The organism is Micromonospora orduensis, assembly GCF_006228125.1.
Taxonomy (GTDB): Bacteria; Actinomycetota; Actinomycetes; order Mycobacteriales; family Micromonosporaceae; genus Micromonospora; species Micromonospora orduensis.
This window is the reverse complement of record NZ_VDFY01000115.1, coordinates 1-19,622: the sequence shown is the minus strand read 5'-3', so window position 1 is coordinate 19,622 and position 19,622 is coordinate 1. Positions and strand designations below refer to the sequence as shown.

Below are 19,622 nucleotides of genomic sequence, written 5' to 3'. Positions count from 1 at the left end.
CCTACCACCGCCGTCGACGCCAACGATCCCTGTCCCGGTTGACCCCTATCGAGTACGAGACCATCATGACCCCACCGGCCAGTCAGGCCGCGTGACTGAAACTGTCACCTATCGGTGCAGCAGACCCCACCGGCGTCGTCGGACTTGGCATGCCCGGCATCCGGCCGCCCAAGCGATAGCCGAAATCACCGACGAACTGGCCGGAGGTTTGATCGCCTCCGGCCAGGCCACAAGGTGATGAGTTGCTGTTGCTTTGCCCGGACGGCGACATGGTGCTGCTGATAGGAGGCGTGGTGACACGACGATGGTGAGGCGTGGCCGCGCTGACCACCATCAGTCTCGCGATCTACCTCATCACTCCTGGCATCATGCCCGCCTGGTTGTGGCGGCGTTCGTCGGCTCCACCAAGACGGTCATAACCGGCCCCACCACAGGCTGGTCACTACTACCCGCCGGTCACCGAACGTAGCCGCAACCCACGCCTGTCACGCGGAGATTGGCGGTTAACCGCGCGTTGTCTGCGGCAGAAGCGGATGCCGCAGCGGCCCTCCGGTTGGCGTGGCCCGGCGTCGGGACAAGCGAACCGGAATGGCGCTGAGAAACTGGTGGCATGACGAGCCGAATCCACGGGGATCTGCAGTTCGTTCGTGCGACGGCCGCGGACGTGGCGGACGTCCTAGCGGTGCTCGACCACGCCGCGGCCTGGCTCACCGCCGCCGGCATCCAGCAATGGCCGGACCGGTTTGTCACCGAATGGATAACACCGGCCGTTGAGCGCGGGGAAACCTGGCTGGTACGTGCCAACGGTCGCACCGCGGGCACGGTGACGCTCGACTGGTCCGATCCCGTATGGAGCGACTGCTTGGGTCGAGCCGGCTACCTGCACCGGATGGCGGTGGAAAGGTGGGCTGTCGGTACCGGCAGCGCCATCCTGACCTGGGCCGCGGATCGGGCACGCGCCCACGACGCCGCCGGCTTTCACCACCGCGGTGACGTCGAAGTCGGCGGCGCTCCCGGTCAGCGCTCCGGCGGCGGCACCCGAACGCTGGTCAGCCGCTACGAGCTACTTCTCTGACGAGAACGGCGGCCGCTCTCGATCGCGTACACCCAGTTACGATGACGCCACCAGCGTGCACGGTCGGCGGCAAATTAGGACGTCTGACCTGGGCGCCTCGACTGGCAACTGCGGCGACGTCATGCGGATCCGAGGAGGTCCCACCGGTTGCCGGCGATGTCGAGGAAGACCGCGACCCGGCCATAGGGCTCTGCCCGTGGCTCCCGGACGAAGGTGACACCGGCCTCGGCCATCCGTCGGTAAGCGGCGTCGAAGTCGTCGACTCGGAGGAAGAACCCGACCCGGCCGGCTACCTGGTTACCGGTTGCGGCACGTTGGTGTTCTCCGTCGGCGCGAGCGAGGAGAATCCCGGTCTGGGCACCCGGCGGCCGGACGACGACCCACCGCTTGGGCCGCCCGTCAGTGGTCAGCGAGGGGGAATCCTCGACGAGATCGAAGCCGAGTACGTCGGTGAAGAACGCGATCGCGGGGTCGTACTCGTCAACGATCAGGGCAACCAAGTCGATCTGCACCACGGCAGCGTACGCAGGGTCCGTCGTGCTCGCCGCCCGCGCGCCGACAGCGGCAGAAGAGTCTGTCGACGGCTCCACACTCTCGCGGCCGCTTGTGATCAGTGTGCAACGACGACGGTGCGTACGACGCCATCAGCAGGTCTCGGATGCTCGGTCGAAAGCCTAACCAGATCACACCCGGTAGTACTGCACGACGCAGAACTCGTTGTCCTCCGGGTCGGTCATGACGAGGACTGCGCCCTCTTGGTAGTCATGCCGTTCACCTGTCCACCGCCCGCCCAACATCCCGATCCGATCGACCGCTTCGTCAACGTCGGTAACGGCGATGTCGAGGTGTAGGCGCGTCTTGCCGGCCTTGGGCTCCGGGACCGGCTGGAATGTCAGCACCGGGCCGCCGCCGGCGACAGTGACGCGCCGCCAGCCGGGAAGAGACTCCGTCACGCGTCCTCCAAGCACCACGGACCAGAAGTCAGCCAGTCGCTGCGGATCCCGGCAGTCGACCGTGACTCCGGCAAGTCGGCCCAGTGTCTCCACGACACCGACCATAGCGACGATGTGCAGCCCGCTCCCACTGGGCGCACTCATCTCGGCATGACCGGACGTTGCGGCACCGGGTATCCGGTCACGGTCCGTAGGCCCGGACGCGGCAGATCCGGATGTAGGCGGAGGTGCAAGCAGGCCACGGAGTTTCGAGCTCGGGGCTCGTGATCGCGTCCGAACGGAGCAAGTGCGTAGGTCGTTTCCCGCGCAACACCGGCAGCGACATATGAATGACCGTCGCGACAGCCGTAGCCATCACCTCCCACCGAGGTCCCCGATCAGATGCCGCCAAGATGCGTTGACGCGATGGAGAAGGCCTGCCCGTTGGAGCAACATTGCGCCGCCAGCGACAGTGGTGATGCTGCCGGGTCTGGGCATGGTCACCTCCCGGTCGGTCGACGTAGTCAGCGGCCGCTCCGGTCGTTCGGCTGCTGCTGGGCCAATTCGTGGTTCAGCGTGGCGGCGCCTTCACCTCGTACAGGTATCCGTGCTTGTCGCGCAGCCAGTGCCGCCCTGCCGCGTCGCGAAAGGTCAGCCTCGCGGCGACCTTGATCTTGCCCGGTCCCTCATGGGCGCCCACGCCGTAGAGTTGCCCCAACATCTGCTCGCCGCGTCCCGGGGGAACAACCTGATGGATGGGAATCTTGAACCCGCCGCCGAACTCGATCACCGGTGCGTGGAGCTCCGCGGATACGTCGTAGATGGGTGAGCCGGGATGCGTTGAGCACCCATGTGCCCCACAGATGAAGCCTTTCGGGGGTGGTGGGGTCCGGTTCGGCGCTCGGTCCATACCAGTAGGAAACCAGGGACGCTTGGCAGCGCCGATCCTCGGCCGCCCGCTCGCGCCGCTCGCGTTCGGCTCGTGCGTCGCGTCCGGATTCGACCTTGTACACGTGGTGAGCGGGTGATCTGGGGCCCCAGAGTGCGGGATGCCGGCGGGCCGGACGGGTATTGTGCACGGGCAGGCATCGCCCAACGCACCGGCAGGTCGAGGTGCAGGTGACGGTCCACGCGGCCCGGGGTCCGGTGGTGGGGGCGACCAGCTGGCGGCAGGCGCAGCGGGGGCAGCGGTGTGCCGTCGGGGTCGAGGCGGAGGGTGTCGCGGATCCGCTGGTCGGCTTCGTCGAGCCACAGCGTCAGCTCCCGTGCGGTCGACGGCCGGAGGGTGGGTGCCGCGCGTGGGCGAGTTGCTGGCCTGGGTCGCCGGCGGGGAGCCGCAGAGCGTCGACGAGCCAGGCGAGGGTGGCCGTGGTCGACGTGGCGAGGCGGGTGAGGTGGCCGTCGCGGTATTTGGGTTCGAGGGTGGACACGGCGGTGCGACCGACGAGGTCGCCACGGGTGCACGACGTGATGGCGCTGATGGGCCACGAGGATCTGCGGTCGGCGCAGCGGTATCTGCACTCGCGAGAAGAGCGGTCAGAGCTGGCGCGGGCGGCGCTCAAGCGAGCCCGGGCGTCCGGCTCGTGAGTCGCTGGTGAGTCACGATCTTGATATGGCATGTTGAAAGCGCCTATACGCGCCTACAACTTTCGGGCCTACCACCTCAGGTCACGCCCTGTTACCGCAGGTCAGGGCCATCGGCCGGCATTCATTCACACCGAAGAGGTCGAACGTAGCTGCTAGTGCTCCAACTCGGATACGCGAGCCGCGCACCGTGGGCATCCGGTGGCTTCCGAACGGGGCAACCGATTAGGTGAGGTGGTAGGGGCAGCAGCGGTGTGGTCTCGGTCCAGGATCGTCCGAGAGGTCCACCGCGGCTGCTCGCCCCCCTTACATTCAGGCAGAACGATCCTCAAGCCCACCGGATCCGCCCAACATCATTATCTCAGGAGTTCCTATCGGCGGTGCGGTAGCGCTCGACCTCCGACCATACGGAGGACATGCGGGCGAGACAGCGGTCGAACACCTGGGAGTGCTCAAGGTACGCGGCCCGGTCGGGCCCCGGGTGCACGCACAGGTCGTCCTCATCGTTGACGGTCCACGGCGGCACGTCGTGGGCGAGGGCGCCGGGCAGCAGGGAGGCGACTCCGCGGGCTCCCAGCTCGCTGGTGAGCTGGCGCCGGACGGGTCGTCCCAGTACATCGGCGAAGATCTGCGCCCAGACGGTTGATCGGGCGCCTCCGCCGGCCAGCCGCCAGGGGTGGTCCCCGACATCCGCGCCGCTGGCCAGCACCCGGTCGAGCTGCACCCGGTGGTACTGGGCGACCCCCTCGATGACGGCTCGGGTGAGGTGCCCGCGGCGGTGATTGCTGGAGATGCCGAGGAAGGTGCCGGACGCCGACGGGTGCTCGGGCGACCCGTTGACGAACGGCAGGAACAGCAGGCCGTCGGCGCCGGGTGGCACGGTGGCCGCTTCCTGCAGGAGCTCCGCTGCGGCGACGCCGCCGACCTGGTCGTGCGCGACCCCGGCGCAGGCGAGCCATTCCAGGTTCGCCGCCGAGGTCGGCGCTACCTCCATTGCCAGCATCGTGGCAGGGTCGGGCATAAACGCGCTGAGGGTGACCTCGGGGGCGGGAGCGCGCGCGGGGACGACGACACCGTTGATTGCCCAGGTGCCGACGATGATCGTCCCATCCCCGACCTCCCGACCCCCGGCGCCGAGGGTCGCCGCCACGCAGTCCATGCAGCCTGCGATGACCGGCAGACCCTCGGGGAGTCCGGTGCGGGCCGCGGCCACGGCGCTCAGCCCGGCGACCACCTCGTCGGAGCGCCGCAGCGGCGGAAACCGGTCGAGGTCGGTGGCCGGCAGCCCGACCAGTTCGAGCGCGGTGGCGGTGTAGGCGCGGGTGCCGAGGGCGACCATTCCGAAGGCGCTGGCGTCGCTGTAGTCGGCGCTGGCCACGCCGGTGAGCTGCGAGGTGACCCAGTCCTTGCAGGAGAGGGCCCACCGGGTGGCCGCGTAGGCGTCCGGTTCGTTGTCCCGGAGCCAGCGCAGCAGGACGCTCGGCTGGGCGGCCCAGGGAATCGATCCGGTCTCCTCGGCCAGCCGGCGTGCCCCCTCCGGCGGGAGTGCCTGGACGATCCGCTGGGCGCGGCTGTCCGACGAGGCGATGGCCGGCCCCACCGGACGCAGCGCCTCGTCGACCGGGTAGAGGCCGTTGCCGTGGGCGGCCACCCCGATGCCGGCCGGGGCGTACCCCTCGGCGGCCAGCTTGCCGGTGACCTCGCCGAGCAGTGACATCACCGTGTCGGCCAGCGCGAGCATGTCCACGTCGTGGCGGTGGGCGGTCACGCTGGTGCGCGGCGTGCGGGCGTGCACGACGGCCAGCTCGCGGCCCTCGACGTCGAAGGCGGCCGCCTTGGTGGCGGTGAGCCCGACGTCGACCCCGAGGTAGCAGGTGTGCGGTGTCGTCACGACGTCCTCCTCTCGCTGTTCGGGGTTGCCGCCGAGAGGTTCAGCGTGCGCGGGCGGAAGCGTCGCAGCTCGGCGTGGTAGGCGGCCACCTCGGCGCGGGCCCGTTCGTCGTCCCAGCCGAGATGCCGTACAGCGACGTCCGCGCAGTTCACGGCCGTCGACACCGCCATGTCCGGGCCGAGGCCGATTAGGGTACGACGCAGCAGGACGTCTGCCAACGTCACGGCCCTCTCCTCGCGGAACGCTATGACGATCTCGGCGGCTACCGCGCCGGTCTGCTCGTCGACGACCTCGGCGAGTGACGGATCGGCGACGACGAGTTCGCGCACGCGGCGCGCCCGCACTCCGTACAGGTCGAGCAGTCGGGCCCGCTGTTCGGCGGTGAACGGGGTCGCCGAGCGCTGGAACTCCGCGCGGAAGGTACGCCAGTCGGCGGTATCGGCGCCGGGCAGCGGCCGCGTACGGGTGGTGCACCGTCCACGGGGCCGGCCGAGCACCTTCAGCGCCGCGTCGGTGGCGTCCTCACCGAGCGCCCGGTGGGTGGTCAGCTTACCGCCGATGATCGACAGCAGTCCGGCGTACGCCGGCGCGTGGTCGAGCACGGTGTGCCCACGGCTGATCTTGGCGTTGTCCGAGACGCCGGCCGTGTGCGGCAGCGGGCGGATCCCGGCGACGCTGTAGAGCACGTCGGCCGGGGTGAGCCTGGCCTGCGGAATGATCCGGTTGGTCTCGTTGAGCAGGTACTCGATCTCGGCGTCGCTGGCGACGACCTCGTCGAGGTCCCCGTCGTACGTGAGGTCGGTGCTGCCCAGGATGTACCGACCCTCCCACGGGAAGATGAAGATCGGCCGCTGGTCGGCGGCGGCCTCGAAGAAGATGCAGGTGTCCGGGGCGCCGGGGAACGGATCGAGGATGATGTGGCTGCCCTTGGTGCCGCCGTTCAGCCGCCGGCTCTCGACCTGCCCGCGCAGGATGTCATCGATCCACGGCCCGGCGGCGTTCACGGTGAGCCGGGCCCGGATCCGCCCCTCGTGCCCGGACCGATTGTCCCTGGTCCGGACCCCGAGCACGCTGCCGTCGGAGACGATGAGCCCGGTCACCGTGGTGTACGTCAGTACCCGCGCGCCCAGCCGTTCTGCGTCGAGCAGCAGCTCGACGCAGAGCCGCTCGGCCCAGGGCACCTGCGCGTCGCGGAAGAGCACCCCACCGCGCAGCCCGTCGCGCGACAGCTGCGGCCAGCGCTGCCCGATCCTCCGGGCGGACAGGCCCCGGCTGATCCCGCGTCCGCGGCGGGCGGCCAGCACGTCGAAGGCCGCCAGGCCGAGCCGGACCAGCGGTCCCGGCCGGCTGTCGCCAGCGTAGGACGGGATGAGCATCGGGTAGTCGTGCACCAGGTGCGGTGCGGTGCGAAACAGCAGGTGGCGTTCGCGGATGGACTCGTTGACCAGGGTGAAGTCGTAGCGTTCGAGGTACTTCAGGCCACCGTGGATGAGCCGGCTCGATGTGCTCGTCGTACCGGCGCCGATGTCGCCCCGGTCCACGACGACGACACTCAGGCCGCGGTCGGCGGCGTCTCTGGCGATGGCAAGGCCGTTGATGCCGGCGCCGACGATGACGAGGTCGACGACGTCATCGGGTCCGGTCTGCGGATACGACATGAGGGCTCCCGGAGGTGTGGGGGCGCGGGTCCGTAGTTGCGTGCTGGGAACCCGCGCCCCTGGGGGTGGTCAGGATGCGGCGGAACCGGCCGACCGCTCGCGGAAGAGCTCGTGGGCTTCCTCCGGCTTGGCGTCGTCGTGCACCACGGCACGGACCGCGGCGAGCATCGCCGCCGGGTGATCGCTCTGGAAGATGTTGCGGCCCATGTCGACGCCCGCGGCACCTTCCTGCATCGACCGGTACGCCATCGTCAGCGCGTCGATCTCGGGGAGCTTCTTGCCGCCGGCGACGATGATCGGCACCGGGCAGCTGGCGGTCACGGTCTCGAAGCCCTCGTTGACGTAGTACGTCTTGACGATGTGCGCGCCCATCTCGGCGCTGATCCGGGTGGCGAGTCGGAAGTAGCGGGCGTCGCGGACCATGTCCTTGCCGACCGCGGTCACGCCGAGGACGGCGACGCCGTGCCGCTGCCCGGCGTCGACCAGCTTGGCCAGGTTGGCCACGGAGCGCGACTCGTGCTCGCCGCCGATGAACACCTGGATCGCCAGGGCCGCCGCGTTGAGCCGTACCGCGTCCTCGATGTCGATCGCGATGTGCTCGTCGGAGAGGTCCCGCAGCACGCTCGGGCCGCCGCTGGCGCGCAGCACCACGCCCGCCGTGCTATGCGACGGGATGCTGGTGCGTAGCGCGCCCCGGGTCATCATGATCGCGTCGGCCTGCGGTACGAGCGGGGCGATGTTGGTGTCGATCCGCTCCAGGCCGGCCATCGGGCCGAGGAAGTAGCCGTGATCGAAGGCCAGCATCACGGTACGGCCGTTGTCGGGCCGGAAGATCCGGGCGAGCCGGTTCTGTAGCCCCCAGTCCTGCGCGTGGGCGCCCTTGACGTGGAAGCCGGTGGCCGGCCGTTCGCCGCCGGTGAAGGTGCGGGCGTCGAGCAGACCGTCGGTGTCAGCCATGGGTGTTGTCTCCTGTGGTTGTTGCGGCGGTGGCGGCGGTCGCGGGGCGCGGCCGTCGCCGGGGTCGGGAGGTGGTGGCGTCGCGGCGCGTTCCGCCACCGGCAAGGAAAAGGACGAAGAGCACCAGACCACCCTTGAGCAGGTTCTGCGCTGCGGTGCTCCAGCCGACCAGGTTCACCAGGCCGTCGAGCAGGATGAAGAAGAGAGCGCTGCCCCAGATGCCCACCGGCACGGCGCGACCGCCCGAGATGAGCGTCCCGCCGATGACGACGACGGCGACCGAGTCGAGCAGGTACCGGGTGCCCAGGTCGGGCGAGGGCGCGATGTACGCCGCCAGCAGGGCGCCGGCCAGTCCGGCGAGGGCGCCGCTGGCCAAGTACGTGGCGGCGAGGACCCGGGCCACCGGGATGCCGGCCCGTTCTGCGGCCGGCCGGCTCTGGCCGACGGCGAGCAGCGACCGCCCGTACGTCGTACGGCTGAGCAGGGCGACGACCAGCGCGGTGAGCACGGCCACGGCGACCGCCAGCACCGGCACCCCCGCGGGGCGCAGGTTGAGCAGCTGGCGCAGCCCCTCGTCGGGCACGGCGGTGAAGCCGTCGGCCAGCGACAGGGTCAGCGACGAGGCGATTAGCCCGGCCGCCAGGGTGGCGATGATCGGGGGGATGGACAGGCCGAGGATGGCCAGCACGCTGATCGCGGCGACGGCCAGGCCGGTCCCGATTCCCGCCAGGACGCCGACCGCCACCGAGCCGGTCGCCGCGGTCGCCGCGACCGCGACGAACCCGGCCAGCGAGATGACCGGCGCCACCGAAACGTCGATGTTGCCCGGGCCGGCGGTGATCACGAGCATCTGGCCTAGGCCGACGATGACCAGGTACGGCGCCAGGGACAGCGCCAGGGAGACGGTCTGCCCGCCACCCTGGCTGGACAGCGCCAGAATGGTGGCCCAGACGAGCGCGGAGGCGACGAAGCCCCAGATCCAGGGGCGGGCGAGCGTACGGAGAGTCATCGGAGCACCTTTCCGACCACGACGCGGCCGGCGAGCACGGCCAGCACGATCGCGCCCTGGACGGCCGACTGCATGTTGGACGGCACGTCGAGCAGGCTGAGGACGACGCTGACCAGGCCGAGCGTCACGCCACCGATGGCGACGCCCCACGGCACGGCGTTGCCGCCCCGGAAGGAGCCACCGCCGAGGATCACCGCGGCGACCGTGATCAGGGTGTAGCTGGAGGCGGACGAGACGTCCCCACCGCCGGTCTGCGAGGCCAGCAGGAGACCGGCGAGCACGCCGAGCGCGCCGGCCACGCCGTACGCGACGACCCGCGCGGCCAACGGGCTCAAGCCGGCGCGTTGCAGCGCGACCGGGTTGCTGCCGAAGGCGCGGACCCGCACCCCGACGGAGCCGCGGGAGGCGAGCAGCCAGACCAGCGCCGACGCCACCAGGATCGGCAGCAGCGGCGCCGGGAACCCGGCCGGCGCCCAAGACCCGAAGGTGGCCAGCCATGTCGGCGTGCTGCCGCCGGGGGTGGGCAGGACGAACAGGCCCAGCCCCAGCCAGACGAACGAGGCGCCGAGGGTGGCGATCAGCGAGGGCACCCGGCGTAGGTGGATCAGCGCGCCCAGCAGGGCGTACGCGGCGACGAGGCCGACCAGGAACAGCATGCCGGTGCCGGGGGAGGACACCAGCTTGGTGGCGGTGATGACGGTGACCAGGCCGACGAAGTTGCCGATACCGAGGTCGATGTCGCCGACCGACATCAGCATCATCTGGGCCTGGGCCGCGATGACCAGCGGGACGGTCGCCGAGAGGATCAGGGTGAGGCCGGTGACGGTCAGCACGTCCGACTGCAGTGACGCGCAGACGGCGACCATCGCGAACATGGCGATGGTGCTGACCATGGCCGGCGCGAGGCGGCGCAGTTGGGCCCGTGGCGGCACGGCCGCCACGACGAGGTTGGTCATTGCGGTGCCTCCGTGGACTCGGCGAAGGAGACGGCGATGATCCGTTCCTCCGAGATCTCCTCGCCGGCCAGTTCGGCGACGACCCGGCCGGCGCGCAGCACGTAGACCCGGTCGCAGTGCGCCATCTCGGCGTTCTCGCTCGAGTGCCAGACGACGCTGCGGCCGTTGGCCGCCTCCTCGCGGATGAGCGAGTAGAGGTCGGTCTTGGTGTGCACGTCGACCCCGCGGAACGGGTCGTCGAGCAGGACGAGGTCGGCCGTCGAGGCGAACGCCCGGGCGACGATGACCTTCTGCTGGTTGCCGCCGCTGAGCTCGGTCATGCCCGCGTCGGCGCCGCCGCGGATGGCCAGCCGGTCGACCCAACTCCGCACGGCCGCAGCTTCCTCGGCCCGGCGGCGGACGCCGTACCGGGCCAGGCCGCGCATCGCGGTGACGATGAGGTTCTCCGCGACGGACCACAGCGGGAGTACGCCGGAGCGCTGCCGGTCGCCCGGCACGTACGCGCGGCTGCCGAGCACCGTGGTGTCCTTCCGGACCGGGCGCCACAGCCGTTCGAGCACCTCCTGCTGGCCCTGTCCGGCGAGTCCGGCCAGGCCCACGACCTCGCCGGCACCGACCCGGACCGACACGTCGTGCAGGCCGTGGCCGCTGGCGGCGCGCAGTTCGGCGATGACCGGCCGGTCGCCGGCCGGTACGGCCGCCGGCGCCGGGCCGGGATCGGCCGGGGCGGCCACCTCGGCCCCCATCAGCACGAGGACGTCGTCCTCGCTGAGGCCGGCCGCCGGCTTGTCCGCCACCACCGCCCCGTCGCGCATCACGGCGACCCGGTCGGCCACCGACAGCACCTCGCGGATGCGGTGCGAGATGAGCAGCACGGCCGTGCCCCGCGCGGTGAGGGTGCGGACGTGGTCGTACAGGGAGCGGGCGGCGTCCGGGCCGAGGGACTCGGTCGGCTCGTCCAGGATCAGCAGGTCGAGGCGGTCGACCAGGCTCGCCCGGGCGATCTCCACCATCTGCCGGCGGGCCAGGGTGAGGGCCTCCACGCGGTCCCGGGGCACCACCCCGTGACCCGGGAACATCTCGTCCAGCCGGCGTTGGACCGCCGCGCTGGCCGCCCGCCGCCACCGCAGCCGGGGCAGGCAGCGCCGCGAGGAGATCCAGATGTTCTCCGCGACGGTGAGGTCGGGGCAGAGCGACGTTTCCTGGTAGGCCATCCGTACGGCGCGGAACTCCGCAGCCCCCGGCCGGACGTCGCGCGGCACCTCCTGCCCGCGCACGGTGACCACACCCTCGTCGCACGCTTCGAGGCCGGCGAGGACGCGCATCAGCGTGCTCTTGCCGGCGCCGTTGTGACCGACCAGGCCGAGCACCTCCCCGGCGCGGACCTCAAGGTCCACGCCGGTGAGGGCCCGGGTACGTCCGTACGTCCGGGTCACCTGCCGTGCGGTGACGACCGGCTGGGCCCCGGTGGGCTCCCGGTCGCCCGACGGCGGGGCCGCGAGCGGCCCCACCGGCAGGTTGTCGACGTGCATGATCCGCTCCTTCGGGATGTCCCGGTCAGTTGGCGGCCGACGGGATCGGCGGCTGGACCGGCGCGCCGCCGGTCTTCACGGCCTCGACCTGCTTGCGGAAGAGGTCCTGGGTCCACGGCCAGGCGGCGTACTCGTCGGGCTTGAGCGCGCTGGCCCAGGCGCCGAGGTCCTTCTGCTCCACCAGCACGATCGGGAAGGTCAGCTGCTTGGGGATGTCCTTGCCGTCGAGCAGGTCGATCGCCTCCCAGAGGGCGGCAACCGACTGGCCCGGGTCGGACATGACCGCGACCGAGCCGTTGTCGAGCTTGCTGTCGTTCCAGTAGTTCAGCGCGCGGCCGTTGGTCTCGAAGGTGAGCGCCGGGATCGGCTTGCCGGCCGTGGAGAAGGCCTGGGCGACGCCGTAGCCGTCGCCGCAGCCGATGACGCCGTCCACCTTCGGCACGCTGGAGAGCACGCCAAGCACGGCCTTCTGCGCCTTGGCGCCGTCGCACATCCCGTTGACAGTCGCGGCGACCTTGACCTCCGGGTTGGCGGCCAGGATCTCCTGCGTGGTCTTGTACATCTCCTCCTCGGGCTGGGAGCCGACCACGCCCCGGCTGACGATGACGGTGCCCTTGCCGCCGATGCCCTTGACCAGCGGCTCGGCCGCGGCCGTCGCCCAGTCCTTGAAGCTATTGAGCAGCACGTGGGCGCAGGGGGCGTCGATCGCCGAGTCGAAGACGACCACCTTGATGCCGGCGTCGCAGGCCTGCTGGATGACCGGCTTGAGCGCGGTCGGCGAGGCCGGGTCGATGAGCAGCGCGTCCGGCTTCTGCAGCAGCAGGCTCTTGATCTGGGCGACCTGCTCGGTGGCTGAGTTCTCGCCGGGCGCGTTGACGACCTTGAACTTGCCGAGCAGCCCGTCGCTCTGCGCCTGGGTGGCGGCGGCCTCGAACTTGGCGATCATCGTCTGCCGCCAGCCGTTGCCGATGAAGCCGTTGCTGAGGGCGATGAACGGCTTGTCGCCGCTTCCGCTCCCGCCGCCGTCGTTCGAGCGGGAGCCGCAACCGGACCCCGCTACCGCGATCGCGGCCACGAGCGAGGCTGCGGCTGCGGCGCGCCAGCGCCGGGATGTGTGGTGGATGCGCATGGTGGGGGCCTCCAGGAAGAGCGGGCCCGCCGGAGCGGGACGCGGTGTGCGCAGATTGCCTGGCCGCCACGGGGGTGGGGCGAGGTGCAGTTATTACAGACCTGTAGTGACAGGTACGCCAGACTTGCGTCAAGAACGTGTTGCACGTCACAGTGTTTTTGGTGACAGAGGCATAACGGCCAGGAGGACTGTCCGACAGGACACTGACCAGCCAACATCCGGTATCAGGACACCCAAGGATCCTGTAGTGACAGCCCTGGCGGCATGGCATGCTGTACGCGATCGGTGAGAAGGGGATCCATGACGATGACCTACCGGCGGTTGACCCGTGACGGGGGCGAACCGCTGTGGATGCAGCTGATGCGAGCGCTGCGCAGTCAGATCGAGACAGGTGAGATCGGCCCGGACCAGCCGCTGCCGTCCGAGGCGGAGTTGACCGACATCTTCGGCGTCTCGCGAACCGTGGTGCGGGAAGCGCTGCGTGAACTCGTCCAGCAGCGGATGATCTACAAGGTCAAAGGGCGGGGTGCATTCGTCGCTCCACGTAAGACGGAGCTGCACTTCGTCGGCTCGGTGTCCGGATCAGCCCACGATCTGCGAGAGTCCGGCCGCAGGGTGGCCACCCACACGATCAGTCAGAGCCTCGGCGAGGCGGACAAGCGCGAAGCCGAGCTGCTGCAGATCCCGCACGGCGAGCAGGTCGTACGGATGCGCAGACTCCGACGGGTCGACGGACAGCCGTGGCTGCTCGTCGACACCGCCCTACCGGCCCGCCTGGTGCCCGGCCTGGAGCGCGCCGTGCTCGAGAACCAGTCCCTGTACGACGTCCTGCGCCGCCGATACGGGCTGGAGGCTTCCGCGGCCGACCGTTGGATCGAAGCGGTCTTCCCCGAGCCTGAGGACGCCGCGTTGCTCGAAGTCACCACCTCAACGCCCCTGCTCGGCATCGAATCCGTAGCCTGGTTGCCCGACGGCACCCGTTTCGAGGCCTACTACGCGTTGCACCGCAGTGACCAGACCCGGTTCTTCGTGGGCATCCGCTGAGCCCCCTGGGGCGTAACTCGGAATGCCTGACCACCGAGCCGGCCCATGGGTGCCGACATAAGACGTGCTCGTCTGTCGATAACGTCCGTCGTCCCGTCCCTGCCTGGGGACACGGCCCTGGGAAGCCTCGGCGTGACGGCGTGGTGGGCCGCGCCCAGTCGCGCGGCCCGCTGCGTCAACACGACCTCCGAGATTCGCGGTGCAAACAAGCATGACCCTGACACCGTGCGGGAGCATAGATGCAAAGTGACGTCGGCGGCTGCCGGACTCCCGCTGCGCTGTCAACGCGACCGGCACCCGTTCGACGATCTGCTGCCCACCACGGTCGTGACCCGGATCTGTCGCCTACCTCAGCCAAGATCACGTGCCCTGATTTGCCGCGGACCGGGCGCGCGGTGTCTCAGCGCACCGGTCACGCTGAGTAAGTGTCGGCTTGGTGCTGTTCCTTGGGCGGGCCGAAGTGAAGCCTCAAGGCGCCGCGCGAACCGCGGTCGCCCGCCGGGGCTCGGGGAGCACGTGGGGAGCAGTCGGGTGCAGTGAACGGCGTTGAACTGCATCCAACAGCACGTAACGGTGCTCAACTGCACCCGCCCCCACCTGCGGCTTCTCCTTTCTGCAGGTCAGAGTCGGTGCGGCGTCCTGCTTCACGCCGAAGAGGTCACTGGTTCGATCCCAGTATCGCCCACCGTAAATATTCGCAGTTAAATAGCCTGTCGCCGGAGTTGCCGGTAACGGGCTTCTCCGCTTGTGCCCCCTTATTTTGGGAGCAGTTTGGGAGCACGGGGCCGGGCCGTCGCCGTTGAGCGATGTTCGGGGCCGGCCGGTGATAGCCCCTGGGGACGTGATCTTGCAGCCCTGTGCTGCGGCCATCGAGGCCGGGGCGCAGGCGAGCCCGTCCGTCAAAGAACTGCGAGACGGTCACGATGCAGCCGAACTGGCGATGGACCTCGGAGACGGTCTCGGGGGCCGTTTCAGCGGCGGCGTCGTGTGGCACGTAGGGCCGCTCGCTGACCATCTCCACGTATTCGTACGCGGTCAGGATGGCCTGGCAAAGCGGCATGCGGCAGATTGGGCATCGACCGGCCCGAGCCCAGTGGTCGGTGATGATGATCCTGGTGGCCAGCACGAGTCGGTTGCGGACCTGGGCAGGTGGGAGACTCACTGGTCCGGCCGGCTGGGGCTGTGCCCGGTCAGGGTGTCAGCGCGATACCGAGCCACCGGCTTCGCCCGGTCGCCGCATCGACGACGGTGGGCGTGCGGTCGACATGGTACACATCGCTCCCTCGGACTGCATGATCGTCAGCTCGCCTCGGCCCGCCAGCTCATCCGGCGCGCGACGAGCATCCCGGCCACGCTCCACGCAGCCAGGACGGCCAAGTCGCCCCACGCGAAGCCGGCACCGGTCGATGCTGCCGAGAGCGATTCGGCCAGTGCGTGCACGGCGTGCTTGAGCGGGAAGATGTCGCCGAGAACGTCGAGGGCTTTCGGGAGATCGGCGCCGATCACGAAGACATCGGAGAAGAAGCTGAGCGGCAGGAGCGTGCCGAGGGTCAGGGCGGTGATTGCCTGCGACCGGCGGACCAGCGCCAATACGGCGAATCCCAAGGCGGCGAAGCAGCCGACCGACACGGCGATCGCGACGAGCGCCGCCGGCAGCCGGCCGGCCTCGATCCGCACGCCGTAGCCGACCACGGCCACCGCGGCCGCGCCGAGGACGGTCGCGGCGGCGACGAGCAGCGCCGCGGCTACCCGCCCGGCGAGATACGCCCAGGGTGGCATCGGGGTGCCTCGCAGGCGGCGCAACGCACCGCGCTCGCGAGCCTCTGCCACGCCGCTCGGCAGGGTGACGTACGCGGCGACGGCGATGCCGTAAGCACTCATCGCCGGCAGCATCAGTCGCGCGACCTCGGTTCGCTGGTCGGCGCCGCCGGCGGTCAGCACGGGCATGAGCGCGACGAGCAGCATCGGGAAGATGACGGTGAAGAAAACCGCAGTCGCATCCCGGATCAGCCCGGTCAGGGCGTAGCCGGCTTGGATGCGCACGGACGTCCATGGTGAGGGGCGGCGAACACGCACCGCACGCAGCGGCTTGACTCTGCCTCGTTCGGGGGCAGCGACCCCGCCGGCGACCGCGCCGCCAGAGCCGCGCGGTTCCCAGGCGAGCCAGCGCCAGGCGATCAGGGTGGCACCGATGCCCCACCCCGCGAGTACGGCGAGGTGGTCCGCGGGGAGGCCGGCCCCGGACGCGGACGGGTCTATCGAGTGGGCGAACGCGGTGGCGAAGTGTTTCAGGGGCAGCGCCGACCCGAGGCGTTCCAGCCAGACCGGCATGGAGGTGCTCATCGCGAATATGTCGGAGATGAATGCCAGCGGGATGAGGACGCCATTGGTGAACGCCTGGGCCGCGACCGACGTGCGCACGACCGTCACTACGGCCAGCCCGAGCGCCGCGAAGCAGGCGACGCCCAGCAGCAGGGTCGCAAACGCGGCGGGGAGCGAACGCCAGTTGACCCGCACGCCGTACAGGGCGACCCCGGCGGTGACCACGACGGCGGCCGAGACCATTGCAACGACAGCGGCCGCCCCGATCCGCCCGACGAGGATTGCCCATGGCGGCGCGGGCGTGCCGCGCATCCGGAGGAGAATCCCGCGCTCGCGCAGGAGTGCGGTGTCCACCGCCAGCACGCAGAACGCCGCCTCCACCGCCCCGAACACCGCCATCGCCGGGGCGAAGAACTGTGCCAGCCGGACGTCGCCGCCCGGGCCGACCCGCACGTCACCGAACAACGCACCGATGATCGCCAAGAAGAACAGCGGCATGGCCAACGTGAAGAACACGGCGGTCGGGTTGCGCGAGAAGGATCGCAGGCCCTGGCCCGTGAGCGTGGCCACCAGGCCCGGTGCTCCCAGGCGTTGGCCAGCGCGCGCCGCGGGCAGTTGCATGGTGTCAGTCGCCATCTCCGGCCTCCTCGATCAACCGGAGGTACACGTCCTCAAGCGTCGGGTGGCCGACGGTGAGCCCCACCAGCTCGACGTCACGCTCCAACGCCCAACCCGTCAAGGTATGCACGTCCTTGGTTGCCCAGGCTGTGGTGGCTTCGACGAGACCGTCCGTCGTGGCGACCTTTCCGGCGAGGGCGGGCAGGTCGCCGGCGGAGATCCCGGCGGGCAGCCGGAACCGCAAGGTGCTCATCGGTCGACCGCCGTCGCCCAGCTCATCCGGGCGGCCGACCGCCACGAGCCGGCCAGCGCGCAGCACTGCAACCCGGTCGGCGAGCTGCTGCGCCTCCTCCATGTAGTGGGTGGTGAGCAGGATGGTGGTACCCAAGTCACGCAATCGGTGGATCAGGTCCCAGGCGCGGTGCCGGGCCGACGGGTCGAAGCCGGTGGTGGGCTCGTCGAGGAAAAGCAGCTCGGGCGCCCCCACCAGGCCCAGAGCGAGATCGAGCCGACGGCGTTGCCCGCCGGAGAGGGTCTTGACGCGGGCATCGCGCTTGGCGGACAACCCGACCAGGTCGATCACCTCGTCCGGCTGATATCTGCGGGGATACAAGGACGCGTGCAGCCGGGTCAGCTCGCGCACCGTGAACTCCTCCTCGAACCCGGCGCTCTGCAGGACGATGCCGATCCGTTCGCGATAGGCCCGTCCGCCGGTCGCCGGGTCCACACCCAGGACGCTGACCCGGCCCGCGGTGCGGTCGCGGAAACCCTCCAGGATCTCCATGGTGGTCGTCTTGCCGGCCCCGTTCGGTCCGAGCAGGGCGAAGACTTCGCCTTCGGCGACGGTGAAGCTCAATCCCTCGACGGCGCGTAGCCGCCCGTACTCTTTGGACAGATCTTCGACAACGACCGCAGGCATGGCTTCACCCTGCCCCCTGGCGCGTCCGGGCGACAGTGCGACAAGACCCGTTGCGGGCGGTCTGAAGTCCCGGCCGCCGACGCGCCGTGACTGACGTGTGCGCCGTTTGGCTTCGGCGGCCGGGCCGAACGACCCGCCGCGGCCTGCCGCATGCCCCTCGGCAACGGACGGCCGCGGACTTAGCGTGGGAAGGAGAGGCAAGGAGGCGGCGATGACACAATGGCTGGTTCGGGATGTCATGACCCGGGACGTGCTGTCGGTAACCCTCGGCACCTCGTATCGGGAGATCGTGGATGCGCTCGTAAACCGCAAGGTGAGCGCGGCGCCCGTGGTGGACGATGATGGCCGCGTAGTCGGCGTCGTCTCCGAGGCGGATCTGCTGCACAAGGTCGAATTCGTCGGCGACGAGCAACATCGGCGGATCTTCGAGCGACCCTCGCGCCGCTTCGCGCGGGACAAGGCGCACGCCGTCGTGGCCGAGGACCTGATGACCAGCCCGGCGATCACCGTACGCCCGGAGATGTCCGTGGTGGCCGCGGCCCGGCGGCTGGAGGCCGAGCGGGTCAAGCGGCTGCCGGTTGTCGACGCCGACGGCCGACTGGTGGGCCTGGTTTCCCGGCGTGACCTGCTCCGCATGCACCTGCGTCCAGATTCCGAAATTCGCGACGACATCGTCGACAACGTGCTGCGGCGCGCGCTCTGGATCGATCCGGTGGCCGTGCAGGTGGACGTCGCCAACGGAGTGGTCACCGTCGCCGGACGGGTCGAGCGGAGAAGCACCGCCGGCCTGGTCGTCCGGCTGACCGCCAGCGTCCCCGGCGTCGTCGACGTGGTCGACCAGCTGGGTTGGGACTACGACGACTCGGAGCTCGCCCACTCGAAGGGCTATCCGTTCGGCAGCGCCGAACGCCTTCTGCGGCCCTCGAAGGACTAGGTTCTGTCCTGTCGATCATGGAAGCCAGATGATGGCGGCAATGAGGACGAGGCTGGCCTGGTAGAGGGATGCCCGTTTGGCGTAGCGGGTGGCCAGGTCGCGCCACTGCTTGAGCCTGTTGAAGCAGCGTTCCACGACGTTGCGTTTGCGGTAGACCTGTTTGTCGAAGGCCGGGGGTCGCCCACCGGCGCTGCCTTTGGCAGCACGGCGGGCGACCTGGTCGCTGCGTTCGGGGATGACGTGCCGGATGCCTCGCTGTCGCAGGGCTCGGCGGGTCGAGTCATGCGCGTAGCCCTTGTCGGCGATCAGCACATCGGGGCGTTTGCGAGGCCGGCCGGCCCGGGCTCGTTGACCCAGATCGCGTCGAGCAACGCCAGGAGCTGGGGGTTGTCGCCGGCCTGACCCGGGGTGAGCAGGATCGACAACAGCCGGCCACGACCATCGACGGCGAGGTGGATCTTCGTGCTCAGCCCACCACGGGATCGTCCGATGGCCTCGCCATCCTGCGCACCAGGCGTCGCCGCACTTGTCGGGGAGCCCTCGCTTTGCGGGGGCCAGCGGAATGCTGATGCGCCCGCACGATCGACGACTCGATGCTGATCGTCCACTGCACCGGTGTGCCGTCGTCATGCACCTGCGCCGCCGCGAGAATCCGATCCCACGTGCCATCCGCGGTCCACCGGCGCAGCCGCTCATGGCAGGTCTTCCACGGCCCGAAACGTTCCGGCAGGTCACGCCACGGCGCACCCGTACGCAGCTTCCACAAGATCCCATTGATCACCTGGCGATGATCCCGCCACCGCCCCCGCGCACCGCCAGGCTCTGGTAGCAGCGGCAAGATCACCGCCCACGCCTCGTTAATCAGCTCGCCACGACGCACCACCAACACATCGTCAACGATCAACCACTACATGATCGACAGGACACGCCCTAGGTGTTCTGTGCATAGACGTTGGTGACGGGTCGGATCTTGAACGGGTGAGGACCTCCGGGGTAGGTGTGGAGCTACCAGACAGCCGCACCTGACCCGTGGAGGTCCTCATGGTCCACCGTAACGCCCCC

Annotated in this window: 16 protein-coding genes and 1 pseudogene; 3 read left to right on the top strand and 14 right to left on the bottom strand. The window is 70.0% G+C overall.

Annotation, left to right across the window (positions count from 1 at the left end):
• Positions 1–610 precede the first annotated feature (610 nt).
• Positions 611–1,075, top strand: a complete 465-nt coding sequence (locus FHG89_RS08465) for a hypothetical protein (RefSeq protein WP_139583807.1) — start codon at positions 611–613, stop codon at positions 1,073–1,075.
• A gap of 119 nt (positions 1,076–1,194) precedes the next feature.
• On the opposite strand, the gene FHG89_RS08460 is transcribed toward FHG89_RS08465, so the two are convergent.
• The 10 genes from FHG89_RS08460 to FHG89_RS08415 all read right to left on the bottom strand — a co-directional run bounded on the left by FHG89_RS08460 (position 1,195) and on the right by FHG89_RS08415 (position 12,723).
• Complete coding sequence (locus FHG89_RS08460) at positions 1,195–1,590, bottom strand: VOC family protein (protein ID WP_139583806.1); 396 nt, start codon at positions 1,588–1,590, stop codon at positions 1,195–1,197.
• A gap of 168 nt (positions 1,591–1,758) precedes the next feature.
• Positions 1,759–2,121, bottom strand: coding sequence for a VOC family protein (locus tag FHG89_RS08455; RefSeq protein WP_244200459.1), 363 nt, complete (start codon positions 2,119–2,121; stop codon positions 1,759–1,761).
• Between the two features lie 457 nt (positions 2,122–2,578).
• Complete coding sequence (locus FHG89_RS08450) at positions 2,579–2,797, bottom strand: hypothetical protein (RefSeq protein WP_139583805.1); 219 nt, start codon at positions 2,795–2,797, stop codon at positions 2,579–2,581.
• A gap of 1,155 nt (positions 2,798–3,952) precedes the next feature.
• On the bottom strand, positions 3,953–5,482 hold the full coding sequence (locus FHG89_RS08445) for an FGGY-family carbohydrate kinase (protein WP_139583804.1): 1,530 nt from the start codon (positions 5,480–5,482) through the stop codon (positions 3,953–3,955).
• Positions 5,479–7,140: a glycerol-3-phosphate dehydrogenase/oxidase gene (locus tag FHG89_RS08440; RefSeq protein ID WP_139583803.1), complete on the bottom strand. Its 1,662-nt coding sequence runs from the start codon at positions 7,138–7,140 to the stop codon at positions 5,479–5,481. Before FHG89_RS08440 ends, FHG89_RS08445 begins: the two co-directional genes overlap by 4 nt.
• A gap of 69 nt (positions 7,141–7,209) precedes the next feature.
• Positions 7,210–8,097: a 3-hydroxy-5-phosphonooxypentane-2,4-dione thiolase gene (gene lsrF, locus FHG89_RS08435; protein ID WP_139583802.1), complete on the bottom strand. Its 888-nt coding sequence runs from the start codon at positions 8,095–8,097 to the stop codon at positions 7,210–7,212.
• A complete protein-coding gene (locus FHG89_RS08430; RefSeq protein WP_139583801.1) occupies positions 8,090–9,106 on the bottom strand; it encodes an ABC transporter permease in 1,017 nt (338 codons plus the stop codon). The genes lsrF and FHG89_RS08430 overlap by 8 nt, the downstream gene beginning before the upstream one ends.
• Positions 9,103–10,062 (bottom strand): ABC transporter permease, encoded by a 960-nt coding sequence (locus FHG89_RS08425; RefSeq protein WP_139583800.1) that lies wholly within the window; start codon positions 10,060–10,062, stop codon positions 9,103–9,105. The genes FHG89_RS08430 and FHG89_RS08425 overlap by 4 nt, the downstream gene beginning before the upstream one ends.
• Positions 10,059–11,594 carry a sugar ABC transporter ATP-binding protein gene (locus tag FHG89_RS08420; protein ID WP_139583799.1) on the bottom strand — a complete coding sequence of 512 codons (1,536 nt, stop codon included), beginning with the start codon at positions 11,592–11,594 and terminating at the stop codon, positions 10,059–10,061. The genes FHG89_RS08425 and FHG89_RS08420 overlap by 4 nt, the downstream gene beginning before the upstream one ends.
• Positions 11,595–11,619: 25 nt before the next feature.
• A complete protein-coding gene (locus FHG89_RS08415; RefSeq protein WP_139583798.1) occupies positions 11,620–12,723 on the bottom strand; it encodes an ABC transporter substrate-binding protein in 1,104 nt (367 codons plus the stop codon).
• A gap of 300 nt (positions 12,724–13,023) precedes the next feature.
• On the opposite strand from FHG89_RS08415, the gene FHG89_RS08410 reads away from it, so the two are divergent.
• Positions 13,024–13,767 carry a GntR family transcriptional regulator gene (locus FHG89_RS08410; RefSeq protein ID WP_139583797.1) on the top strand — a complete coding sequence of 248 codons (744 nt, stop codon included), beginning with the start codon at positions 13,024–13,026 and terminating at the stop codon, positions 13,765–13,767.
• Positions 13,768–14,425: 658 nt separating this feature from the next.
• Here the strand turns inward: FHG89_RS08410 and FHG89_RS08405 are convergent.
• The 3 genes from FHG89_RS08405 to FHG89_RS08395 form a co-directional block, all read right to left on the bottom strand.
• Complete coding sequence (locus tag FHG89_RS08405; protein ID WP_139583796.1) at positions 14,426–14,827, bottom strand: hypothetical protein; 402 nt, start codon at positions 14,825–14,827, stop codon at positions 14,426–14,428.
• A gap of 239 nt (positions 14,828–15,066) precedes the next feature.
• Positions 15,067–16,725, bottom strand: a complete 1,659-nt coding sequence (locus tag FHG89_RS08400) for an ABC transporter permease (protein ID WP_139583795.1) — start codon at positions 16,723–16,725, stop codon at positions 15,067–15,069.
• A complete protein-coding gene (locus FHG89_RS08395; protein ID WP_139583794.1) occupies positions 16,715–17,626 on the bottom strand; it encodes an ABC transporter ATP-binding protein in 912 nt (303 codons plus the stop codon). Before FHG89_RS08395 ends, FHG89_RS08400 begins: the two co-directional genes overlap by 11 nt.
• A gap of 211 nt (positions 17,627–17,837) precedes the next feature.
• Here FHG89_RS08395 and FHG89_RS08390 point away from each other — a divergent pair, with 211 nt between their 5' ends.
• Positions 17,838–18,560 carry a CBS domain-containing protein gene (locus FHG89_RS08390; RefSeq protein ID WP_139583808.1) on the top strand — a complete coding sequence of 241 codons (723 nt, stop codon included), beginning with the start codon at positions 17,838–17,840 and terminating at the stop codon, positions 18,558–18,560.
• Positions 18,561–18,575: 15 nt separating this feature from the next.
• On the opposite strand, the pseudogene FHG89_RS08385 reads toward FHG89_RS08390, so the two are convergent.
• Positions 18,576–19,440 (bottom strand): annotated as a pseudogene (locus FHG89_RS08385) (IS5 family transposase).
• Positions 19,441–19,622: the final 182 nt, after the last annotated feature.

Excerpts from the sequence above, each read along its gene's own strand:
- FHG89_RS08400 (WP_139583795.1), bottom strand. The coding sequence starts at position 16,725 with ATGGCGACTGACACCATGCAACTGCCCGCGGCGCGCGCTGGCCAACGC.
- FHG89_RS08415 (WP_139583798.1), bottom strand. The coding sequence starts at position 12,723 with ATGCGCATCCACCACACATCCCGGCGCTGGCGCGCCGCAGCCGCAGCC.
- FHG89_RS08410 (WP_139583797.1), top strand. The coding sequence starts at position 13,024 with ATGACGATGACCTACCGGCGGTTGACCCGTGACGGGGGCGAACCGCTG.
- lsrF (WP_139583802.1), bottom strand. The coding sequence starts at position 8,097 with ATGGCTGACACCGACGGTCTGCTCGACGCCCGCACCTTCACCGGCGGC.
- FHG89_RS08440 (WP_139583803.1), bottom strand. The coding sequence starts at position 7,140 with ATGTCGTATCCGCAGACCGGACCCGATGACGTCGTCGACCTCGTCATC.
- FHG89_RS08465 (WP_139583807.1), top strand. The coding sequence starts at position 611 with ATGACGAGCCGAATCCACGGGGATCTGCAGTTCGTTCGTGCGACGGCC.
- FHG89_RS08395 (WP_139583794.1), bottom strand. The coding sequence starts at position 17,626 with ATGCCTGCGGTCGTTGTCGAAGATCTGTCCAAAGAGTACGGGCGGCTA.
- FHG89_RS08425 (WP_139583800.1), bottom strand. The coding sequence starts at position 10,062 with ATGACCAACCTCGTCGTGGCGGCCGTGCCGCCACGGGCCCAACTGCGC.
- FHG89_RS08390 (WP_139583808.1), top strand. The coding sequence starts at position 17,838 with ATGACACAATGGCTGGTTCGGGATGTCATGACCCGGGACGTGCTGTCG.
- FHG89_RS08430 (WP_139583801.1), bottom strand. The coding sequence starts at position 9,106 with ATGACTCTCCGTACGCTCGCCCGCCCCTGGATCTGGGGCTTCGTCGCC.
- FHG89_RS08420 (WP_139583799.1), bottom strand. The coding sequence starts at position 11,594 with ATGCACGTCGACAACCTGCCGGTGGGGCCGCTCGCGGCCCCGCCGTCG.
- FHG89_RS08405 (WP_139583796.1), bottom strand. The coding sequence starts at position 14,827 with ATGCCGCTTTGCCAGGCCATCCTGACCGCGTACGAATACGTGGAGATG.